This window comes from Pantoea sp. UBA5035, assembly GCF_002415245.1.
GTDB lineage: Bacteria > Pseudomonadota > Gammaproteobacteria > Enterobacterales > Enterobacteriaceae > Pantoea > Pantoea septica.
This window is the reverse complement of record NZ_DICD01000012.1, coordinates 74,372-94,124: the sequence shown is the minus strand read 5'-3', so window position 1 is coordinate 94,124 and position 19,753 is coordinate 74,372. Positions and strand designations below refer to the sequence as shown.

Sequence of the window (19,753 nt, the reverse complement as noted above, 5' to 3'; positions counted from 1 at the left end):
AACAACTCCGGTCGGACGCGCGTCCGACCAGATCGAGAAGGGCGGCCCCGCGCCGCCCTGACAACCCCTGAAGAATGAGACTTCTATGGCTGCAACGAAGCCGGCATTCAAAGCCCCCGGTAAGCAAGGTGACATGATTTTCGGCGCGCTGGTTAAACTGGCTGCGCTGATTGTCCTGTTGCTGTTGGGCGGCATTATCGTCTCCCTGATTTTCTCCTCCTGGCCAAGCATCCAGAAATTTGGGTTTTCCTTCCTGTGGAACAAAACCTGGGATGCGCCGAACGAAGAATTTGGCGCGCTGGTGCCGATCTATGGCACCCTCGTGACCTCGCTGATTGCGCTGATTATCGCCGTGCCGGTGAGCTTCGGCATCGCGCTGTTTCTGACCGAGCTGTCGCCTGGCTGGCTGCGCCGTCCACTCGGCACCGCCATTGAGCTGCTGGCGGCGATCCCCAGCATCGTTTACGGCATGTGGGGCCTGTTTATCTTCGCGCCGCTGTTTGCCGAATATTTCCAGACGCCGGTCGGCGAAATCATGTCGAACATCCCCTTTGTCGGCGCGCTCTTTTCCGGTCCGGCCTTCGGCATCGGCATCCTGGCGGCGGGCGTCATTCTGGCGATCATGATCATTCCTTACATCGCTTCGGTGATGCGCGACGTGTTCGAGCAGACGCCGGTAATGATGAAAGAGTCCGCCTACGGCATCGGCTGCACCACCTGGGAAGTGATCTGGCGCATCGTGCTGCCGTTCACCAAAAACGGCGTGATTGGCGGCGTGATGCTCGGTCTGGGACGCGCGCTGGGCGAAACCATGGCGGTCACCTTTATCATCGGCAACACCTACCAGCTCGACAGCCCTTCGCTGTTTATGCCGGGCAACAGCATCACTTCCGCGCTGGCGAACGAGTTCGCCGAAGCCGAGTCGGGCGTGCATGTCGCCGCGCTGATGGAGCTGGGGCTGATCCTGTTCGTTATCACCTTTATCGTGCTGGCCATTTCCAAATTAATGATCCTGCGCCTTGCGAAAAGTGAAGGAGCGCGCTCATGACGACGATTGAACTGCAGGCTCGCGCCGAACTGGACGCGTCGCGCCGCAAAATGCAGGCCTGGCGCAGCACCAAGAATAAGATCGCGCTGGCGCTGTCGCTGCTCACCATGGCCTTTGGCCTGTTCTGGCTGGTGTGGATCCTGTTCACCACCGTGACGCGCGGCGTGGACGGGCTGAGCTGGTCGCTGTTTACCGAATCGACGCCGCCGCCCAATACCGCCGGCGGCGGTCTGGCCAACGCCCTGGCGGGCAGCGGCCTGCTGATTTTGTGGTCGACGGTGATCGGCACGCCGCTGGGTATCCTGGCGGGCGTCTATCTGGCGGAATATGGCCGCAAGTCGGCGCTGGCGGAAGTGATCCGCTTTATCAACGATATCCTGCTCTCGGCGCCGTCAATCGTGGTGGGTCTGTTCGTTTACACCATCGTGGTGGCGCAGATGCATCACTTCTCCGGCTGGGCAGGCGTGATCGCGCTGGCGCTGCTGCAGGTTCCGATCGTTATCCGCACCACCGAAAACATGCTGCGGCTGGTGCCGGACAGCATGCGCGAAGCGGCCTACGCGCTCGGCACGCCGAAGTGGAAGATGATCTCCGCGATTACGCTGAAGGCGTCGGTATCGGGCATTCTGACCGGCGTGCTGCTGGCGATCGCCCGTATCGCGGGCGAAACCGCGCCGCTGCTGTTTACCGCGCTGTCGAACCAGTTCTGGTCCACCGACATGATGCAGCCGCTGGCGAACCTGCCGGTCACCATCTTTAAGTTCGCAATGAGCCCCTTTGCCGAATGGCAGAGTCTGGCCTGGGCGGGCGTGCTGATTATCACGCTCTGCGTGCTGCTGCTGAATATTCTGGCGCGCGTAGTCTTCACCAAGAGCAAAAACGGTTAACCTTCGGCGCTGCCTGGGGCGGCGCCGTTTAAGAGAGACGAGCAATGAGTATCGCGACTTCCAACAGCGGTAAAATCCAGGTGCGTAACCTGAACTTCTATTACGGCAAATTTCACGCGCTGAAGAACATCAACCTGGACATCGCGAAGAACCAGGTCACCGCGTTTATCGGTCCGTCAGGCTGCGGCAAATCCACCCTGCTGCGCACCTTTAACAAAATGTACTCGCTCTATCCCGATCAGCGCGCCGAAGGCGACATTTTGCTGGATGGCGACAATATTCTGGCCTCCAGCCAGGATATCGCTCTGCTGCGCGCGCGCGTCGGCATGGTGTTCCAGAAACCGACCCCTTTCCCGATGTCGATCTACGACAATATCGCCTTTGGCGTGCGTCTGTTCGAAAAGCTGTCGCGCGCCGATATGGACGAGCGCGTGCAGTGGGCGCTGAGCAAAGCGGCGCTGTGGAATGAAACCAAAGACAAGCTGCATCAGAGCGGATACAGTCTCTCGGGCGGCCAGCAACAGCGTCTCTGCATCGCGCGCGGCATTGCGATCCGTCCGGAAGTGCTGCTGCTGGACGAACCCTGTTCGGCGCTGGACCCGATCTCAACCGGCCGTATCGAAGAGCTGATCACCGAGCTGAAGCAGGACTACACCGTGGTCATCGTGACGCATAATATGCAGCAGGCGGCGCGCTGTTCCGACCATACCGCCTTTATGTATCTGGGCGAGTTAATTGAGTTCAGCGATACCGACCGGCTGTTCACCAAACCGGCGCAGAAACAGACCGAAGATTACATTACCGGCCGCTACGGCTGATTTTCAGGAGATAAACATGGATAACCTCAATCTGAACAAGCATATCTCCGGTCAGTTCAATGCGGAGCTGGAACACATTCGCACCCAGGTGATGATTATGGGCGGCATGGTGGAGCAGCAGCTCACCGACGCCATCACCGCGATGCACAATCTGGACGGCGAGCTGGCGCAGCGCGTGATCGACGGCGACCAGAAGGTCAACATGATGGAAGTGGAGATTGATGAAGCCTGCGTGCGCATCATCGCCAAACGCCAGCCCACCGCCAGCGACCTGCGTCTGGTGATGGCGATCATCAAAACCATCTCCGAGCTGGAGCGCATCGGCGACGTAGCGGAAAAAATCAGCCGCACCGCGCTGGAAAAATTCGGCCAGCAGCATATGCCGCTGCTGGTCAGCCTGGAGTCGCTGGGCCGCCATACCGTGGAGATGCTGCACGACGTGCTGGACGCTTTCGCGCGCATGGATCTGACCGAAGCGATCCAGATCTACCGCGAAGACAAAAAGGTCGACAAAGAGTACGAAGGCATCGTGCGTCAGCTGATGACCTACATGATGGAAGATCCGCGCACCATCCCGAGCGTGCTGACCGCGCTGTTCTGCGCCCGCGCCATCGAGCGAATCGGCGATCGCTGTCAGAACATCTGTGAAATCATCTTCTACTTCGTAAAAGGTCAGGATTTCCGCCACGTCGGCGGCGATAAGCTTGATGAGCTGCTCTCCGGCGACGACGGCTCCAATAAACCCTCCTGATGCTTCTCCGCCGTGCGCTGGCTGGCGCACGGCCCGCCGCTTTTTCTGTCCCACGCAACCGTTTCCTTTATATACTTGGCGCACTTTTTCTCTATCAAGGTGCTGATTCATGTCTCTTTCCCGCAGTAAGCAGAGCGTAACGCCTGCGAAGGCGATGCTGGCCGCGGTCAGCGGTTACGCGATGGATGGATTCGATCTGCTGATCCTGGGATTTATGCTGCCGGCGATTAGCCTGTCGCTGGCGCTGGATCCGTCGCAGGCGGGCTCGCTGGTTACCTGGACGCTGATTGGCGCGGTGGTGGGCGGTATTCTGTTCGGCCATCTCAGCGATCGTTTTGGCCGCATTCGCATCCTCACCGTCACCATTCTGATGTTCTCGATTTTCACCGGACTGTGCGCGGTGGCGCAGGGCTACTGGGATCTGCTGGCGTACCGCACGCTGGCGGGAATGGGGCTGGGCGGCGAGTTCGGCATCGGCATGGCGCTGATTGCCGAAGCCTGGCCGGCGGAAAAGCGCAACCGCGCCTCGGCGTGGGTCGGTATCGGCTGGCAGCTTGGCGTGCTGCTGGCGGCCTTTATCACGCCGCCGCTGCTGGGCGTGATCGGCTGGCGCGGCATGTTTCTGGTCGGTCTGCTGCCTGCGCTGTTCTCGTTTGTGCTGCGGCGCAGCATGGGCGAGCCGGAGGCCTTTACCCGCCAGGCGAAGCTGACGCCGTCGCTGTCGTTCGCCGCGCGCCTGAAAATGCTGGTGCAGGATCGCGCCACCGCGAAAGCGAGCCTCGGCATCTTTATCCTGACCTCGGTGCAGAACTTCGGCTATTACGGGCTGATGATCTGGATGCCGAGCTATCTCTCCGCTAACTTCGGCTTCAGCCTGACCAAATCGGGCTTATGGACCGCGGTCACCGTGGTCGGCATGACCTTCGGCATCTGGCTGTTCGGCGTGCTGGCGGACCGCTTTGCGCGCTGGAAAATTTTCCTGCTTTATCAGTTCGGCGCCGTGGCGATGGTGGTGATCTACGCGCAGCTGCGCGATCCCACCGTAATGCTGTTTACCGGCGCCCTGATGGGGATGTTCGTCAACGGCATGATTGGCGGCTATGGCGCGCTGATCTCCGACACTTTCCCGCCGCAGGCGCGCGCCACGGCGCAGAACGTCTTGTTCAACCTCGGGCGCGGCGTCGGCGGCTTCGGCCCGCTGGTAATCGGCCTGCTGGCGGCGAAAATTTCGTTTACCGCGGCGATCACGCTGCTGGCGCTGATCTACCTGCTGGATATCGTCGCCACGCTCTTTTTACTGCCGAAAAAGCAGGGCAACGACGATTCGCTGGGCGCGATTGGTTAAATCGCGGCGGATGAGTCGGCGACCAGCCGCCAGCCGCGCGCGCGCCAGAGCGCGGGCAGCTCGGCCATATCGGTAAAGCGCGTCACCAGCGGGTGATCGATTTCAGGGTTGTGCGCGTCCGCGCAGTAGTAAAATACCGGGATGCCCGCCGCGATGCCGGCGCGGGCGCCCGCTTCGGAATCGTCCACCAGAATGCAGCGCTCGACAGGCACCTGCATCTGTTCGGCGGCGTAATGCATCAGCGCGGGATCGGGCTTCCAGCGCGCGATGTCGTAGCCGCTGTAGAGGCGATCGCGAAACCAGGGCAGCATGCCGGTCAGCCCCAGCGAGTGCTGCATTTTCTTTACCGTACCGTTGGATACGACGCACATCGGCACGGTTAGCTTTTCCACCAGCGCCTTCGCGCCGGGAATTTCCGTCAGCGACGCGTCGAACAGGCGCGCCACCTCGGTGCGGTAGTCGGTTTCAAATGTCGCCTGCGGCAGCGTAGCGTGATGCGTTTCCCCGACGTCGCGAATAATGTCGTAGAGCTGGACGCCTTTGTACTTTTCGAACATCTCCTGTAACGAGCAGCTAATTCCGTAGCGGGCGAAGGTGTTGACGTACGCCTGGGTGCAGAGCAATTCGCTGTCTACCAGGGTGCCGTCGCAGTCAAAAAACACGCACTCTACTGCCATCTGTCGCTATCCTTCTGTTTTCGAGAGAGCACACACTTTAACCTAATCGACGCAGATTGCGATCCCGGAAACGGTTGCGAAAAATCATTGTATTGCCGCTGCAAAGCGGTCAGGATACGCGCCGAGTTCTTTTCATCAGGATCGTTGGCATGAGTAAACAAGGCCTTTTGCAGCGCGTTTTTAAGCTGCAGGAACATGGCACTACGGTACGCACCGAGATTATTGCCGGTGTCACCACTTTTCTGACGATGGTCTACATCGTCTTTGTTAACCCGCAGATTCTTGGCGTGGCAGGCATGGATACCCAGGCGGTATTCGTCACAACCTGCCTTATCGCCGCATTCGGCAGTATTCTGATGGGCCTGTTCGCCAATCTGCCGGTAGCGCTGGCGCCGGCGATGGGGCTCAACGTCTTTTTCGCCTTTGTGGTGGTTGGCGCGATGGGCTACTCGTGGCAGGTGGGCATGGGCGCCATTTTCTGGGGCGCGCTGGGGCTGCTGATCCTGACGCTGCTGCGCGTGCGCTACTGGATGATCGCCAATATCCCGCTGAGCCTGCGCGTTGGCATCACCGCCGGTATCGGTTTGTTTATCGCCATGATGGGGCTGAAGAACGCCGGCATCATCGTTGCGAATCCCGATACCATCGCCGCGGTCGGCAATCTCACCTCGCACAGCGTACTGCTGGGCGCGCTCGGCTTCTTTATCATCGCCATTCTGGCGTCGCGCAATATCCATGCGGCGGTGCTGATCTCGATGGTGATCACCACGGCCATCGGCTGGGCGCTGGGCGATGTGAAATTTGTCGGCCTTTTCTCCGCGCCGCCTGCGATCGGCAGCGTGGTCGGGCAGGTGGATATCAAAGGCGCGTTCAATATCGGCATGGCGGGCGTTATCTTCTCCTTTATGCTGGTTAACCTGTTCGACTCTTCCGGTACTCTGATCGGCGTCACCGACAAAGCGGGCCTGACCGATGAGACTGGCACGTTTCCGCGCATGAAGCAGGCGCTGTTTGTCGATAGCTTCAGCTCGGTAACCGGCGCGCTGGCGGGTACCTCGTCAGTGACCGCTTACATCGAGAGTTCGTCAGGGGTGGCGATCGGCGGCCGCACCGGCCTGATGGCGGTGGTGACCGGCGTGCTTTTTCTGCTGGTGATGTTCCTGTCGCCGCTGGCGGCGATGGTGCCAGGCTATGCGGCTGCGGGCGCGCTGATCTACGTCGGCGTGCTGATGACCGCCAGCCTGTCGCGCGTGCGCTGGGACGATCTCACCGAAGCGGTGCCGGCTTTCGTGACCGCGGCGATGATGCCGTTCAGCTTTTCGATTACCGAAGGTATCGCACTGGGCTTTATCGCCTACTGCGTGATGAAGCTGGGCACCGGCCGCTGGCGCGAGATCAGCCCCTGCGTGGTGGTCGTGGCGCTGCTCTTCGTGTTGAAAATCGCCTTTATTGACGCGCATTAAGAAGAAGGTCGCTTACGCGACCTTTGAGTTGATGGGGCAGAGTGCCAACGCGGGTGAGACGGACCGATCGCAAAGACGCAAAAAGCGGCATCCCTGCCAGCTCGGCCCGCGCCATCCATGGCGCGGGACGCTTTGCTCCTCGGTCCGTCTCACCCGCTTGTCGGCTTTGTTAGCCGTCTGAAGGGCCGCTTAAGCGGCTTTTTTATACCTCTGGATGGAGGCTGCGCTCCCGCGGCGAGCTGGCCAGACGCAGCGTGCGCGGTCCGATATTGGGCTTGCTCATCTCTACGTCGCGCAGCGCATGCCACTCGCGCGAGGCGTCTATTTCCCACAGGTGCAAACGCTGGGTCGCAGGCGACAGAGCGCATGACCACACCAGCGTCGGCTCGGCGTCGCACACCGCCTGAATATCGGGATAGCTCGTCGAACGCAGACGCCCGGCCGCGGGCTGCAGCCGCAGCGAGGCCATATTATCGTTACCTTCGCCGGTCAGCTTGAGAATGCTCTGGCGCAGCGTCCAGATTTGCGTCACCGCTTCCATAAAATCCTGTTGCGCATTGATCCAGGCGCGCTCGCCCGACGTAAGCGACTGCATCAGCTGCTCCTGCGTCTGGCGGCTATGGGCGCGTACGATCTCCATATCCAGCCCGGCGCGTCCGCCCTCTTCGGCCAGCAGCACGCCGACCATATTGCCGGCATAGGCGATGCTGAAATCGGGCAAATCGCGATCGGCAAAGGCGGGGCGGCCGTTGCTGTGGGTAACGAGAGCAGGAAGGGTGCTGATACCGTAAACGCGCAGCATCAGCTGCGCCAGCATCAGGCGAGCAAGCAAAAAACGGCCGCGGTATCTGTCAGGCAGCTGTCGCGCCTGATCGATGACATCCTGCGGCATGCGCATGGCGTCGGCGACAATGCCGCGATCGCCCATCCAACGTACAAAATGACCCGCCATCTGTCGCTCCGTGAAAATGGTCACTTAATCATCAGGGCGCATTGTAAGAATTTTCTGAGCATATTGCATCTGACATGAAACAGAATGACGCATATTCAGAATCGGCTGATAAAAAGCGGCGGGAAAAGAGAGGCCGCTACGCGCTTGCGCAGCGGCGGGTTACCGTCAGGCCAGTTTGCACGCCTGTTCAAAACGCAGACGCGGCAGGCGCGGATGCAGCTTCTCACGATCGCCATAGCCGAGGTTGATTAACATATTTACCTGCCAGCTGCTGCCGGCGAAGAACGCCTCGTTAACTTTCGCGGGATCGAAACCGGACATCGGACCGGCATCCAGCCCGAGCGCGCGCGCGGCCAGGATCAGATAGCCCGCCTGCAGGCTGCTGTTGCGAAAGGCGGTCTCTTTCACCAGTTCCGGGCTGCCGGTAAACCAGCTGCGCGCATCGGCGTGCGGAAACAGCTGCGGCAGCCGATCGTAAAACGCCATATCGTGGGCGACGATGACCGTCACCGGCGCGGTCATGGTCTTTTCCACATTGCCGGATGAGAGCGCCGGCTTCAGCTTCTCTTTGCCTTCCTGCGAGGCGACAAATACAAAGCGGCCCGGCGAGCAGTTGGCCGAAGTCGGGCCAAGGGCGGTCAGCGCGTAGAGCTGCTCCAGAATGCCGGCTTCAAGGGGTTTGTCCTGCCAGTAGCTATGGGTGCGTGCTTCGTTAAACAGTTGGTCGAGCGCGGTGTTGTCGAGCGGTGTATGCATTCTACTCTCCTTGGTCAGGCGGAAGCAGCCGCCTGAGACATGCCATTGTGAAGGCGTATCCGGGAAAACCGGTGCTTATCGTTTATACCCCAATGGCGATTCGCCGCCAAATAGCAAAGGTGCAAACAGGCGGCGTTTGACTGAGGAGCAGGGCGAAAGTGCACAAATTGACGCTGCTTCCGATCATTTCCCAATACAGAAACTGGAAAATATCCGTCCCAGCAAATCATCGGAGGTAAACTCGCCGGTGATCTCGCTCAGCGCCTGCTGCGCCAGCCGCAGCTCTTCCGCCAGTAGCTCGCCCGCCCACGCGCCCAACAGTTGCGCCTTGCCCTGCTGCAAGTGAGTAGCTGCTAACTCCAGCGCCTGAAGATGACGTCGACGCGCCAGGAAGCCGCCTTCCATATTGCCGGAAAAGCCCATCGACTGTTTCAGATGGTCGCGCAGCGCATCCACGCCCGCGCCGGTGCGCGCCGAAAGACGAATAAGTGAGTGATGATTTACTTCTGTCAGACCCAGTGTTTCGCCAGTGACGTCCGCCTTATTGCGCACGACGGTAATCGGCAACGCCGCTGGCAGGCGTGAAACGAAGTCGGGCCAGATCTGCGCCGCTTCCGTGGCGTCGGTGGTGGTGCCGTCTACCATAAACAGCACGCGATCCGCCTGCTCAATCTCCTGCCAGGCGCGCTCGATGCCGATACGTTCGACCTCGTCGCTGGCCTCGCGCAGCCCGGCGGTGTCGATGATATGCAGCGGCATGCCGTCGATATGAATATGTTCGCGCAGCACGTCGCGCGTGGTGCCGGCGATATCGGTAACGATCGCCGCTTCGCGTCCCGCCAGCGCATTCAACAGGCTTGATTTACCCGCGTTTGGCCGGCCCGCGATCACCACTTTCATGCCTTCGCGCAGCAGGCTGCCCTGACGCGCTTCGGCGCGTACGGCGTCGAGATCGACGATCACCTCATCCAGCTGCGCTTCGATTTTACCGTCGGAAAGAAAATCGATCTCTTCATCGGGGAAGTCGATCGCCGCTTCGACGTAGATGCGCAGGTGGGTCAGCGCCTCCACCAGCTGGTTGATGCGAGTCGAAAAGGCGCCCTGCAGCGAATTGACCGCGGAACGCGCCGCCTGCTCAGAGCTGGCGTCAATCAGGTCGGCGATCGCCTCGGCCTGCGCCAGGTCGAGCTTGTCATTGAGAAAGGCGCGCTCGGAAAACTCGCCCGGCTGGGCGATGCGCACGCCAGGCAGCGCCACGATGCGCTTCAGCAGCAGATCGAGGATCACCGGGCCGCCGTGGCCCTGCAGTTCCAGCACATCTTCGCCGGTAAAGGAGTTCGGGCCGGGAAACCACAGCGCGATGCCCTGATCCAGCACGCTGCCGTCGGCGTCTTTAAAGGGCAGATAATCGGCGTAGCGCGCCTTCGGCAGCTTGCCGAGCACCTGCTGCGCCACCTCGGCGGCGCGCGCGCCGGAGATACGCAAAATACCGACGCCGCCGCGTCCGGGAGGCGTCGCCTGGGCGACGATAGTATCGCTGTGGCTCATGGGATTTTCTCTCGCTAAAAAATAAGGCGGTCTTATTGACCGCCTTAGGGTAAACCAGATTGTCAGACGAGCGTAAGCGCGTTACGCCTTCTTCTTGTCGCGGCTGTGCAGACCGCGCTTTTCCAGCCCGCGATAAATCAGCTGCTGCTGGAGAATGGTTACCAGGTTGCTGACGATGTAGTACAGCACCAGACCTGACGGGAACCACAGGAAGAACACGGTAAAGATAACCGGCATATAGGTCATGATCTTCTGCTGCATCGGATCGGTCACGGTGGTCGGTGACATCTTCTGAATGAAGAACATGGTGATGCCCATCAGAATCGGCAGGATGTAGTAGGGGTCCTGCGCCGACAGGTCATGGATCCAGAGGATAAACGGCGCGTGGCGCAGCTCCACCGAACCAGACAGCATGTAGTAAAGCGCAAGGAAGATCGGCATCTGAATCACCAGCGGCAGGCAGCCGCCCAGCGGGTTGACCTTCTCCGCCTTATACAGTGCCATCATCTCCTGGCTCTGCTTCTGCTTGTCGTCGCCCAGGCGCTCACGCATCGCCTGAATCTTCGGCTGCAGCATGCGCATTTTCGCCATCGAGGTGTACTGCGCCTTCGTCAGCGGGTACATGATACCGCGCACGATAAAGGTGATGACGATGATGGAGAAGCCCCAGTTGCCGATAAAGCTGTGGATAAATTTCAGCAGCTTAAACAGCGGCTGAGAGATAAACCACAGCCAGCCGTAGTCGACGGTCAGGTCGAGATGCGGCGCGACGGCAGCCATCTTGTCCTGAATTTCCGGACCGACCCACAGCGTTGCGCCCAGATCCTGCTGCTGACCCGCAGCCACAGTGACCGGCGCGGATTTGTAGCCGATCGCCGCAATGCCGTTGCCCAGGTTGCTGGTATAGAGCGAATTGTTGCCAGCGGTACGCGGCACCCATGCGGTAGCGAAGTATTGCTGCAGCATCGCAACCCAGCCGTTGCTGGTGGTGGCGCTGAGGTTTTCGTTATCCGCGATGGTGTCGAATTTGTACTTTTCGTACTTCTCTTCGCTGGTGGAGTAGGCCGCGCCGCGGAAGGTATGCAACGCAAAGTTGTTGCTGCCGGTATCGCGGTGCTTAGGCAGATCGATGGTCTGCTTCAGCTGGCCGAACAGCGACACTTCCAGCGGCTGCTGCGTGGTGTTGTTGACGTTGTAGTTCACGTCCACCGCGAATTCGCCGCGTTTTAAAACGAAGGTTTTGGTGTAAACCACGCCGTTTTCCGCGGTGTAGGTCATCGGCACGCGCAGTTCGGTCTGGCCGTCGGCCATTTCGAAGTGATCCTGTGCGGCGGTGAACAGCGGACGCGCGCCGTTGTTCGGGTTATCCGGACCATTGCGGCCAGTGAGCCCGCTCTGTGCCTGATAAACGAAGGATGGCGTGGTCTCCAGCAACTGGAACGGCTGGTCGGAACCCAGTTTGTCCGGGTAGGTCAGCAGCTGAGCTTGCTCGACATCGCCACCGCGGGTGTTGATATTCAATGACAGGACATCAGTCTTAACGGTGATCGTTTTGCCCTGGCCGCTGGCCGGTACGCCCTGGCTGGCGGCATCACCTGCTGCGCTGTTGGTGTTTTGCGTGGTCTGGGTCTGCTGCGGCTGCGGAGCGTGGTCCGTCTGCCAGGCTTGCCAGATCATGAAAGACACGAACAGAAAAGCGATGAGAAAAAGATTGCGTTGCGAATCCATCGTTAATGTTCTCTGGTATCAAAGGTTTTTTGGCGGCACAGGATCGTCACCACCCGGGTTCAAAGGGTGGCATTTTAATACGCGTTTGAATGTCAACCAACTGCCTTTTATCAGGCCAAACCTGCGTAACGCCTCAATTCCATAATGAGAACAGGTTGGCTGAAACCGACAGTGTGGTCCCAGCAAGGGGCTGATGCCGCGCTGATAGACGCGGATCAGGACGATCAGGAGCCGCGCGCCAGGCGACAGTGACGACGCCATAACTTCTCCAACGCTTCCGCCAACATACGGTTGTCGAGATCGGCAATCCCCTTTTTCGCCACAACGACGAAATCCATCGCCGGCAGTTCATGCTGAAGCAGACGAAAGCTTTCGCGGGTCAAACGTTTGATCCGGTTGCGTTCGTGCGCGCGCTTGACGTGCTTTTTAGCGACGGTAAGACCGATGCGGGGATGCCCCAGCGAATTAAGGCGGCCGAGGATGGTGATTTGCGGCGTGCCAGCCCGTTGTGGCTGCTGGAAGACGAAAGTGAAATGAGTGGGAGTTAACAAACGTAACTCCCTGGGAAATGCGAGCTTAACCACGAGGGTTAGCTTTTATTACTTAGAAACGGTCAGACGAGAACGGCCTTTAGCACGACGACGTGCCAGAACCTGACGACCATTTTTGGTTGCCATACGAGCACGGAAGCCGTGAGAACGGTTGCGCTTCAGTACGGACGGTTGAAAAGTGCGTTTCATGGCGATTTCTACCTAAACTTGAAAAATTTCACTGGGTGACGCGTTTTTGGGCCAGTAAAACGACCGACGCCTCAATGTGTCTTTAATAAAGAGGCGGGATTGTAATAATTGTACAGTCCGGAGTCAATTTACTTCGCTGGTCGCGGTACCTGGAAGCCCGGATACAGCCCGCTGAGTCCGGGCATTGGGCATAACGCGACAACGCCGGGGGAAGAATTATACGGTCTCCGCTTTAAAGCGCAAGGATCCCGCGGGATCTTCTTACGATCGGGCCGCTGAAAATTACCGCAAAAACGAGAGGCCGCCTGAAAAAGCCCTATTTTCTGACGATCCCCGCAGCTTTTTTCACCAGCAGGCGTAAACTGTTTTACCTGTCCACGGCCTGTGGATAAAAAGGATCAAAACTGTGTAGAAAGTGAAGATCTCTGCCTCGCTTTGCGCTATGATCCGCCCTTCCGCTGACGATCCGGTCGCGATCCCAGGGACGGAAACCGCTGATAGCGGTCGCAGGCGCTTTCTACCGTCTGTGTCAAAAATGAACGTTTCTTTATTAGCGCCTACTATTTCTTATCGATTTTGTACAAGTGGAGTCCGCCGTGTCACTTACGCTCTGGCAACAGTGTCTTGCCCGTTTGCAGGATGAGCTTCCTGCCACCGAATTCAGCATGTGGATTCGACCGCTGCAGGCGGAGTTAAACGACAATACGCTGGCCTTGTATGCACCAAATCGGTTTGTGCTCGACTGGGTACGAGATAAATACATCAATAACATCAATGGGCTGCTGAACGAATTCTGCGGCGTAGACGTGCCTTTGCTGCGTTTCGAAGTCGGGACGCGTTCCGTACAGCAGCAGCCTGCGGCGATGAGCCAGCCGGCGATGGCGAGCGTCAGCGCGCCCGCCCCGGTCGAGAGCCGTCCCGCGCCCGCGCAGATCCTGCGCCCAAGCTGGGACAACGTTCCGGCGCCGGCCGATGTGACCTACCGCTCGAATGTGAATAACCGCCACAACTTCGATAACTTCGTTGAGGGTAAATCCAACCAGCTGGCGCGCGCGGCGGCGCGTCAGGTGGCGGACAATCCCGGCGGCGCCTATAACCCGCTCTTTCTTTATGGCGGCACCGGCCTGGGCAAAACCCACCTGCTGCACGCGGTCGGCAACGGCATCATCGCGCGCAAGCCAAATGCCAAAGTGGTCTATATGCACTCCGAGCGCTTTGTGCAGGATATGGTGAAGGCGCTGCAAAACAACGCTATTGAAGAGTTCAAGCGCTACTACCGCTCCGTCGACGCGCTGCTTATCGATGACATTCAGTTCTTCGCCAATAAAGAGCGCTCGCAGGAGGAGTTTTTCCACACCTTCAACGCGCTGCTGGAAGGCAATCAGCAGATCATTTTGACCTCAGACCGTTATCCTAAAGAGATCAACGGCGTGGAAGATCGGTTGAAGTCGCGCTTCGGCTGGGGCCTGACGGTCGCCATCGAGCCGCCAGAGCTGGAAACGCGCGTGGCGATTCTGATGAAAAAAGCGGATGAGAACGATATTCGTCTGCCGGGCGAGGTCGCCTTTTTTATCGCCAAACGTCTGCGCTCCAACGTTCGTGAGCTGGAAGGGGCGCTGAACCGCGTGATCGCCAACGCCAACTTTACCGGCCGCGCCATCACTATTGATTTTGTGCGCGAAGCGCTGCGCGATCTGCTGGCGCTGCAGGAAAAGCTGGTCACCATCGACAATATCCAGAAGACGGTGGCCGAGTATTACAAAATTAAGGTCGCGGATCTGCTGTCCAAGCGCCGTTCGCGCTCGGTCGCGCGCCCACGCCAGATGGCGATGGCGATGGCGAAAGAGCTGACGAACCACAGTCTGCCGGAGATCGGCGACGCGTTCGGCGGCCGCGACCATACCACGGTGCTTCACGCCTGCCGTAAAATCGAGCAGCTGCGCGAAGAGAGCCACGACATAAAAGAAGATTTCTCTAATCTCATCCGAACTTTATCCTCCTGACGCTATGAAATTTATTGTTGAACGTGAGCAGTTGCTAAAGCCGCTGCAGCAAGTCAGCGGCCCGTTAGGCGGGCGCCCGACGCTGCCGATCCTGGGAAATCTGCTGATGCAGGTCAACGACGGCACGCTGTTGCTGACCGGCACCGATCTGGAAATGGAGATGGTGGCGCGCGTGGCGCTGACCCAGCCGCACGAGCCGGGCGCCACCACTGTCCCGGCGCGTAAATTCCTCGACATCTGTCGCGGACTGCCCGAGGGCGCGGAGATTAACGTTACGCTGGAAGGCGAACGCATGCTGGTTCGCTCCGGGCGCAGCCGCTTTTCGCTCTCGACCCTGCCGGCCAGCGACTTTCCTAATCTGGACGACTGGCAGAGCGAAGTAGAGTTTACGCTGCCGCAGGCGACGCTGAAGCGTCTGATCGAGGCGACGCAGTTCTCCATGGCCCATCAGGACGTGCGCTACTACCTCAACGGCATGCTGTTTGAGACCGAAGGCGAAGAGCTGCGTACCGTCGCCACCGACGGCCACCGTCTGGCGGTCTGCTCGATGCCGATTGGTCAGGCGCTGCCGAACCATTCGGTGATCGTGCCGCGTAAAGGAGTCATTGAGCTGGTGCGTCTGCTGGACGGCGGCGAAACGCCGCTGCAGCTGCAGATCGGCAGCAGCAATATCCGCGCGCACGTTGGCGACTTTATCTTTACGTCGAAGCTGGTGGACGGTCGCTTCCCCGACTATCGCCGCGTCCTGCCGAAAAATCCGGACAAATCGCTGGAAGCGGGCTGCGATATCCTCAAGCAGGCCTTCGCGCGCGCGGCGATTCTCTCGAATGAGAAATTCCGCGGCGTACGCCTCTATATCACCGAGAATCAGCTGAAGATCACCGCTAACAACCCTGAACAGGAAGAAGCGGAAGAGATGCTGGACGTGACCTATGGCGGCAGCGAGCTGGAGATCGGCTTTAACGTCAGCTACGTGCTGGACGTGCTAAACGCGCTGAAGTGCGAGAATGTGCGTCTGCTGCTGACCGATTCGGTGTCGAGCGTGCAGATAGAAGATCTCGCCAGCCCGGCAGCCGCCTACGTCGTGATGCCCATGCGCTTGTAGAATATATCGGCCTGGCTTACTTGCCATTCTGGTCGCGGGCAGTGCTCGTCCCTGGTCACATACGTCAGTATGCTCCCAGGGCCTGCGCGCTGGCCGCAACCAGACTGGCTGCGACGCCGACGGCCTGGTGAGGTAGAATCGGCCTGGTAGTGGTGAGGCCGTTATCGGGCTTCGCCGTTGGCCACAGGCCGCTCAAAGGCGATACCTCTTTGTGCCCTTCACGCTGGACTGATTCATGGCTTTAACCCGCCTCCTTATCAAAGACTTTCGTAATATCGAGCAGGCCGATCTGGCTCTGGCGCCGGGGTTTAACTTCCTGGTCGGCGCGAACGGCAGCGGCAAAACCAGCGTGCTGGAGGCGATCTACACGCTTGGCCATGGCCGCGCGTTTCGCAGCCTGCAGGCGGGGCGCGTGATCCGCCACGACGAAGCCGCCTTTGTGCTGCACGGCCGCATTGAGGGCAGCGAGCGGGAGATTTCGGTCGGCCTGACCAAAAACCGCGCGGGCGACAGCAAGGTGCGTATCGACGGCAGCGACGGTCATAAAGTCGCCGAGCTGGCGCAGCTGCTGCCGATGCAGTTAATTACCCCCGAGGGGTTTACTTTGCTCAACGGCGGCCCCAAATACCGTAGAGCCTATGTCGATTGGGGCTGTTTTCACAACACGCCCGGTTTCTTCAACGCCTGGAGCAATTTGCGTCGCCTGCTGAAGCAGCGCAACGCCGCGCTGCGCCAGGTCACGCGCTATAGCCAAATCCGTGCCTGGGACCAGGAGCTGGTGCCGCTGGCGGAACAGATCAGCCAGTGGCGCGCGGAATACAGCGAAGCCATTTCGGCGGAGATCGTCGCCACCTGCGGGCAGTTTTTGCCGGAGTTCGCGCTGAATTTCTCTTTCCAGCGCGGCTGGGACAAAGAGAGCGCCTACGGCGATCTGCTGGAGCGCAATTTCGAGCGCGATCGCGCGCTGACCTACACCGCCAGCGGCCCGCATAAAGCGGATTTCCGCATTCGCGCCGACGGCACGCCGGTCGAAGATCTGCTGTCGCGCGGCCAGTTAAAACTATTGATGTGTGCATTGCGTCTGGCGCAGGGCGAGTTCCTGACGCGCCAGAGCGGACGCCGCTGTCTTTACCTGATTGATGACTTCGCCTCCGAGCTGGACGACAGCCGTCGGCGCCTGCTGGCGCAACGACTGAAAGCCACGCAGGCTCAGGTGTTTGTCAGCGCTATCGCCACCGATCATGTCATCGATATGAGTGACGAAAAGGGCAAGATGTTCCGCGTGGAACAGGGTAAAATAGCGGTTCAACCTGAAGATTAAATGAGCGAGAAACGTTGATGTCGAATTCTTATGACTCCTCAAGTATCAAAGTTCTGAAAGGGCTGGATGCGGTACGCAAACGTCCGGGTATGTATATCGGCGATACGGATGACGGCACCGGTCTGCACCACATGGTATTCGAGGTCGTGGATAACGCAATCGACGAAGCGCTCGCCGGTCACTGTAGTGATATCGTCGTGACCATTCACGCCGATAATTCCGTTTCCGTTCAGGATGATGGCCGTGGCATTCCCACCGGCATTCACGAAGAAGAGGGCGTTTCCGCTGCGGAAGTGATCATGACCGTGCTGCACGCAGGCGGTAAGTTCGACGACAACTCCTATAAAGTATCGGGCGGTCTGCACGGCGTGGGCGTCTCGGTTGTTAACGCTCTGTCGCAAAAGCTGGAGCTGACCATTCGTCGCGAAGGCAAAGTGCACCAGCAAACTTACGTGCACGGCGTGCCGCAGGCGCCGCTGAACGTCACCGGCGAAACCGATCTGACCGGCACCCGCGTGCGTTTCTGGCCGAGCCATGAAACCTTCACCAACGTTGTCGAGTTCGAATATGACATCCTGGCGAAGCGCCTGCGCGAACTCTCGTTCCTGAACTCCGGCGTATCGATTCGTCTGGAAGACAAGCGTGACGGCAAAAACGATCACTTCCATTACGATGGCGGCATCAAGGCGTTCGTCGAGTACCTGAATAAGAACAAAACCCCTATTCATCCGAATGTGTTCTATTTCTCCACCGAGAAAGACGGCATTGGCGTGGAAGTGGCGCTGCAGTGGAATGACGGCTTCCAGGAGAACATCTACTGCTTCACCAACAACATTCCGCAGCGCGACGGCGGTACGCACCTGGCGGGCTTCCGCGCGGCGATGACGCGTACCCTGAACGCCTATATGGACAAAGAAGGCTACAGCAAGAAAGCGAAAGTCAGCGCCACCGGCGACGATGCCCGTGAAGGTTTGGTCGCGGTAGTGTCGGTTAAAGTGCCGGATCCGAAGTTCTCTTCGCAGACCAAAGACAAACTGGTCTCGTCCGAAGTGAAATCGGCGGTGGAACAGCAGATGAACGAACTGCTGAGCGAATACCTGCTGGAAAACCCGAGCGACGCCAAAATTGTCGTCGGCAAGATCATTGACGCCGCCCGCGCCCGTGAAGCGGCCCGTCGCGCTCGCGAAATGACGCGCCGTAAAGGTGCGCTCGATCTGGCGGGTCTGCCGGGCAAGCTGGCGGATTGCCAGGAGCGCGATCCGGCGCTCTCTGAAATCTACCTGGTGGAGGGTGACTCCGCAGGCGGCTCGGCCAAACAGGGCCGTAACCGTAAGAACCAGGCGATTCTGCCGCTGAAGGGTAAAATCCTTAACGTAGAGAAAGCGCGCTTCGACAAGATGCTCTCTTCGCAGGAAGTGGCGACGCTGATCACCGCGCTGGGCTGCGGTATCGGCCGCGACGAATACAACCCGGACAAGCTGCGCTATCACAGCATCATCATTATGACCGATGCTGACGTCGACGGCTCGCACATCCGTACGCTGCTGTTGACCTTCTTCTATCGTCAGATGCCGGAAATCATCGAGCGCGGCCACGTCTATATCGCGCAGCCGCCGCTCTACAAGGTGAAGAAAGGCAAGCAGGAGCAGTACATCAAAGACGATGAGGCGATGGATCAGTATCAGATCGCCATCGCCCTTGACGGCGCGACGCTGCACACCAACGCCAGCGCGCCGGCGCTGGGCGGCGAGCCGCTGGAGAATCTGGTCGCGGAGTTCAACAGCACGCAGAAGATGATCAAGCGTATGGAGCGCCGCTATCCGGTTGCGCTGCTGCGCGCGCTGGTTTATCACCCAACGCTGAGCGATCTGACCAATGAAGCTGAGGTTCAGGCCTGGCTGGACGCGCTGGTGGCTTTCCTGGCCGAGCGCGAAACGCACGGCAGCAGCTATGTCGCTCAGGTACGCGAAAACCGCGAGCAGAACATCTTCGAACCGGTTCTGCGCGTGCGCACGCACGGCGTCGACACCGATTATACGCTGGACGCCGAGTTCATTCAGGGACCGGAGTACCGTAAAATCAACGCGCTGGGCGAGAAGCTGCGCGGCCTGATTGAGGAAGACGCCTACATCGAGCGCGGCGAGCGCCGTCAGCCGGTCGCCAGCTTTGAGCAGGCCATCGAATGGCTGGTGAAAGAGTCGCGTCGCGGTCTGTCGGTACAGCGTTATAAAGGTCTGGGCGAGATGAACGCCGAGCAGCTGTGGGAAACCACGATGGATCCGGACAGCCGTCGCATGCTGCGCGTCACCATCAAGGACGCCATCGCCGCCGATCAGCTCTTCACCACGCTGATGGGCGATGCGGTTGAACCGCGCCGCGCCTTTATCGAAGAGAACGCCCTGAAAGCGGCGAATATCGATATTTAAGCGCTGCTTCAAGACAAGGTGCAGGCGCGGGTGGCCTGGACCGATCGCAAAGTCGCTCAAGGCATCCTTGCTCGCTCGGCCCGCGACATCCTTGTCGCGGGACGCTTTGCTCCTCTGTCCATGCCACTCGCGTTTTGAGTGGCCCATGGCCTGGAAACCCTTCCCATCCGGAAGGGTTTTTTTAT

The 19,753-nt window shown here is 59.3% G+C and carries 17 protein-coding genes and 1 pseudogene; 10 read left to right on the top strand and 8 right to left on the bottom strand.

Going from position 1 to position 19,753, the window contains the following annotated elements; translation table 11 throughout:
- Positions 1 to 85: 85 nt before the first annotated feature.
- The 5 genes from pstC (at position 86) to B3229_RS09530 (ending at position 4,849) form a co-directional block, all read left to right on the top strand.
- A complete protein-coding gene (pstC, locus tag B3229_RS09550; RefSeq protein ID WP_033755417.1) occupies positions 86 to 1,048 on the top strand; it encodes a phosphate ABC transporter permease PstC in 963 nt (320 codons plus the stop codon).
- On the top strand, positions 1,045 to 1,935 hold the full coding sequence (pstA, locus tag B3229_RS09545) for a phosphate ABC transporter permease PstA (RefSeq protein ID WP_048781254.1): 891 nt from the start codon (positions 1,045 to 1,047) through the stop codon (positions 1,933 to 1,935). Before pstC ends, pstA begins: the two co-directional genes overlap by 4 nt.
- Positions 1,936 to 1,979: 44 nt before the next feature.
- On the top strand, positions 1,980 to 2,753 hold the full coding sequence (gene pstB / locus B3229_RS09540) for a phosphate ABC transporter ATP-binding protein PstB (RefSeq protein ID WP_033755421.1): 774 nt from the start codon (positions 1,980 to 1,982) through the stop codon (positions 2,751 to 2,753).
- A 16-nt stretch (positions 2,754 to 2,769) separates the two neighbouring features.
- Positions 2,770 to 3,504, top strand: coding sequence for a phosphate signaling complex protein PhoU (phoU, locus tag B3229_RS09535; protein ID WP_033755423.1), 735 nt, complete (start codon positions 2,770 to 2,772; stop codon positions 3,502 to 3,504).
- Between the two features lie 109 nt (positions 3,505 to 3,613).
- On the top strand, positions 3,614 to 4,849 hold the full coding sequence (locus tag B3229_RS09530; RefSeq protein ID WP_048781255.1) for an MFS transporter: 1,236 nt from the start codon (positions 3,614 to 3,616) through the stop codon (positions 4,847 to 4,849).
- On the opposite strand, the gene yieH is transcribed toward B3229_RS09530, so the two are convergent.
- On the bottom strand, positions 4,846 to 5,526 hold the full coding sequence (gene yieH, locus B3229_RS09525; RefSeq protein WP_286870446.1) for a 6-phosphogluconate phosphatase: 681 nt from the start codon (positions 5,524 to 5,526) through the stop codon (positions 4,846 to 4,848). The two genes, B3229_RS09530 and yieH, sit on opposite strands and share 4 nt — an antisense overlap.
- Positions 5,527 to 5,675: 149 nt before the next feature.
- Here yieH and B3229_RS09520 point away from each other — a divergent pair, with 149 nt between their 5' ends.
- Positions 5,676 to 6,989: an NCS2 family permease gene (locus B3229_RS09520; RefSeq protein ID WP_286870445.1), complete on the top strand. Its 1,314-nt coding sequence runs from the start codon at positions 5,676 to 5,678 to the stop codon at positions 6,987 to 6,989.
- 202 nt (positions 6,990 to 7,191) lie between these two features.
- Here B3229_RS09520 and B3229_RS09515 read toward each other — a convergent pair whose 3' ends face one another.
- The 7 genes and pseudogenes from B3229_RS09515 to rpmH all read right to left on the bottom strand — a co-directional run bounded on the left by B3229_RS09515 (position 7,192) and on the right by rpmH (position 12,713).
- Complete coding sequence (locus B3229_RS09515; protein WP_048781258.1) at positions 7,192 to 7,941, bottom strand: 4'-phosphopantetheinyl transferase family protein; 750 nt, start codon at positions 7,939 to 7,941, stop codon at positions 7,192 to 7,194.
- A 165-nt stretch (positions 7,942 to 8,106) separates the two neighbouring features.
- Entirely contained in the window at positions 8,107 to 8,697 is a 591-nt protein-coding gene (locus tag B3229_RS09510; RefSeq protein WP_286870444.1) for a malonic semialdehyde reductase, read from the bottom strand.
- A 183-nt stretch (positions 8,698 to 8,880) separates the two neighbouring features.
- The gene (gene mnmE / locus B3229_RS09505; protein ID WP_084884316.1) at positions 8,881 to 10,245 is read right to left on the bottom strand and encodes a tRNA uridine-5-carboxymethylaminomethyl(34) synthesis GTPase MnmE; all 1,365 of its coding nucleotides are present in this window, start codon (positions 10,243 to 10,245) and stop codon (positions 8,881 to 8,883) included.
- An 81-nt stretch (positions 10,246 to 10,326) separates the two neighbouring features.
- Positions 10,327 to 11,973, bottom strand: coding sequence for a membrane protein insertase YidC (gene yidC, locus B3229_RS09500; protein WP_286870443.1), 1,647 nt, complete (start codon positions 11,971 to 11,973; stop codon positions 10,327 to 10,329).
- A 2-nt stretch (positions 11,974 to 11,975) separates the two neighbouring features.
- Positions 11,976 to 12,234, bottom strand: a pseudogene (gene yidD / locus B3229_RS09495) (membrane protein insertion efficiency factor YidD).
- Positions 12,198 to 12,557 (bottom strand): ribonuclease P protein component, encoded by a 360-nt coding sequence (gene rnpA / locus B3229_RS09490; RefSeq protein WP_033755442.1) that lies wholly within the window; start codon positions 12,555 to 12,557, stop codon positions 12,198 to 12,200. The pseudogene yidD and the gene rnpA overlap by 37 nt, the downstream one beginning before the upstream one ends.
- A gap of 15 nt (positions 12,558 to 12,572) precedes the next feature.
- The gene (gene rpmH / locus B3229_RS09485; protein ID WP_003849659.1) at positions 12,573 to 12,713 is read right to left on the bottom strand and encodes a 50S ribosomal protein L34; all 141 of its coding nucleotides are present in this window, start codon (positions 12,711 to 12,713) and stop codon (positions 12,573 to 12,575) included.
- A 596-nt stretch (positions 12,714 to 13,309) separates the two neighbouring features.
- Here rpmH and dnaA point away from each other — a divergent pair.
- The 4 genes from dnaA to gyrB all read left to right on the top strand — a co-directional run bounded on the left by dnaA (position 13,310) and on the right by gyrB (position 19,568).
- Entirely contained in the window at positions 13,310 to 14,716 is a 1,407-nt protein-coding gene (gene dnaA, locus B3229_RS09480) for a chromosomal replication initiator protein DnaA (RefSeq protein ID WP_033755444.1), read from the top strand.
- Positions 14,717 to 14,720: 4 nt separating this feature from the next.
- A complete protein-coding gene (gene dnaN, locus B3229_RS09475; RefSeq protein ID WP_033755447.1) occupies positions 14,721 to 15,821 on the top strand; it encodes a DNA polymerase III subunit beta in 1,101 nt (366 codons plus the stop codon).
- Positions 15,822 to 16,056: 235 nt separating this feature from the next.
- Positions 16,057 to 17,142 (top strand): DNA replication/repair protein RecF, encoded by a 1,086-nt coding sequence (gene recF, locus B3229_RS09470; protein ID WP_033793063.1) that lies wholly within the window; start codon positions 16,057 to 16,059, stop codon positions 17,140 to 17,142.
- Between the two features lie 17 nt (positions 17,143 to 17,159).
- Positions 17,160 to 19,568 (top strand): DNA topoisomerase (ATP-hydrolyzing) subunit B, encoded by a 2,409-nt coding sequence (gene gyrB / locus B3229_RS09465; RefSeq protein ID WP_048781263.1) that lies wholly within the window; start codon positions 17,160 to 17,162, stop codon positions 19,566 to 19,568.
- Positions 19,569 to 19,753: the final 185 nt, after the last annotated feature.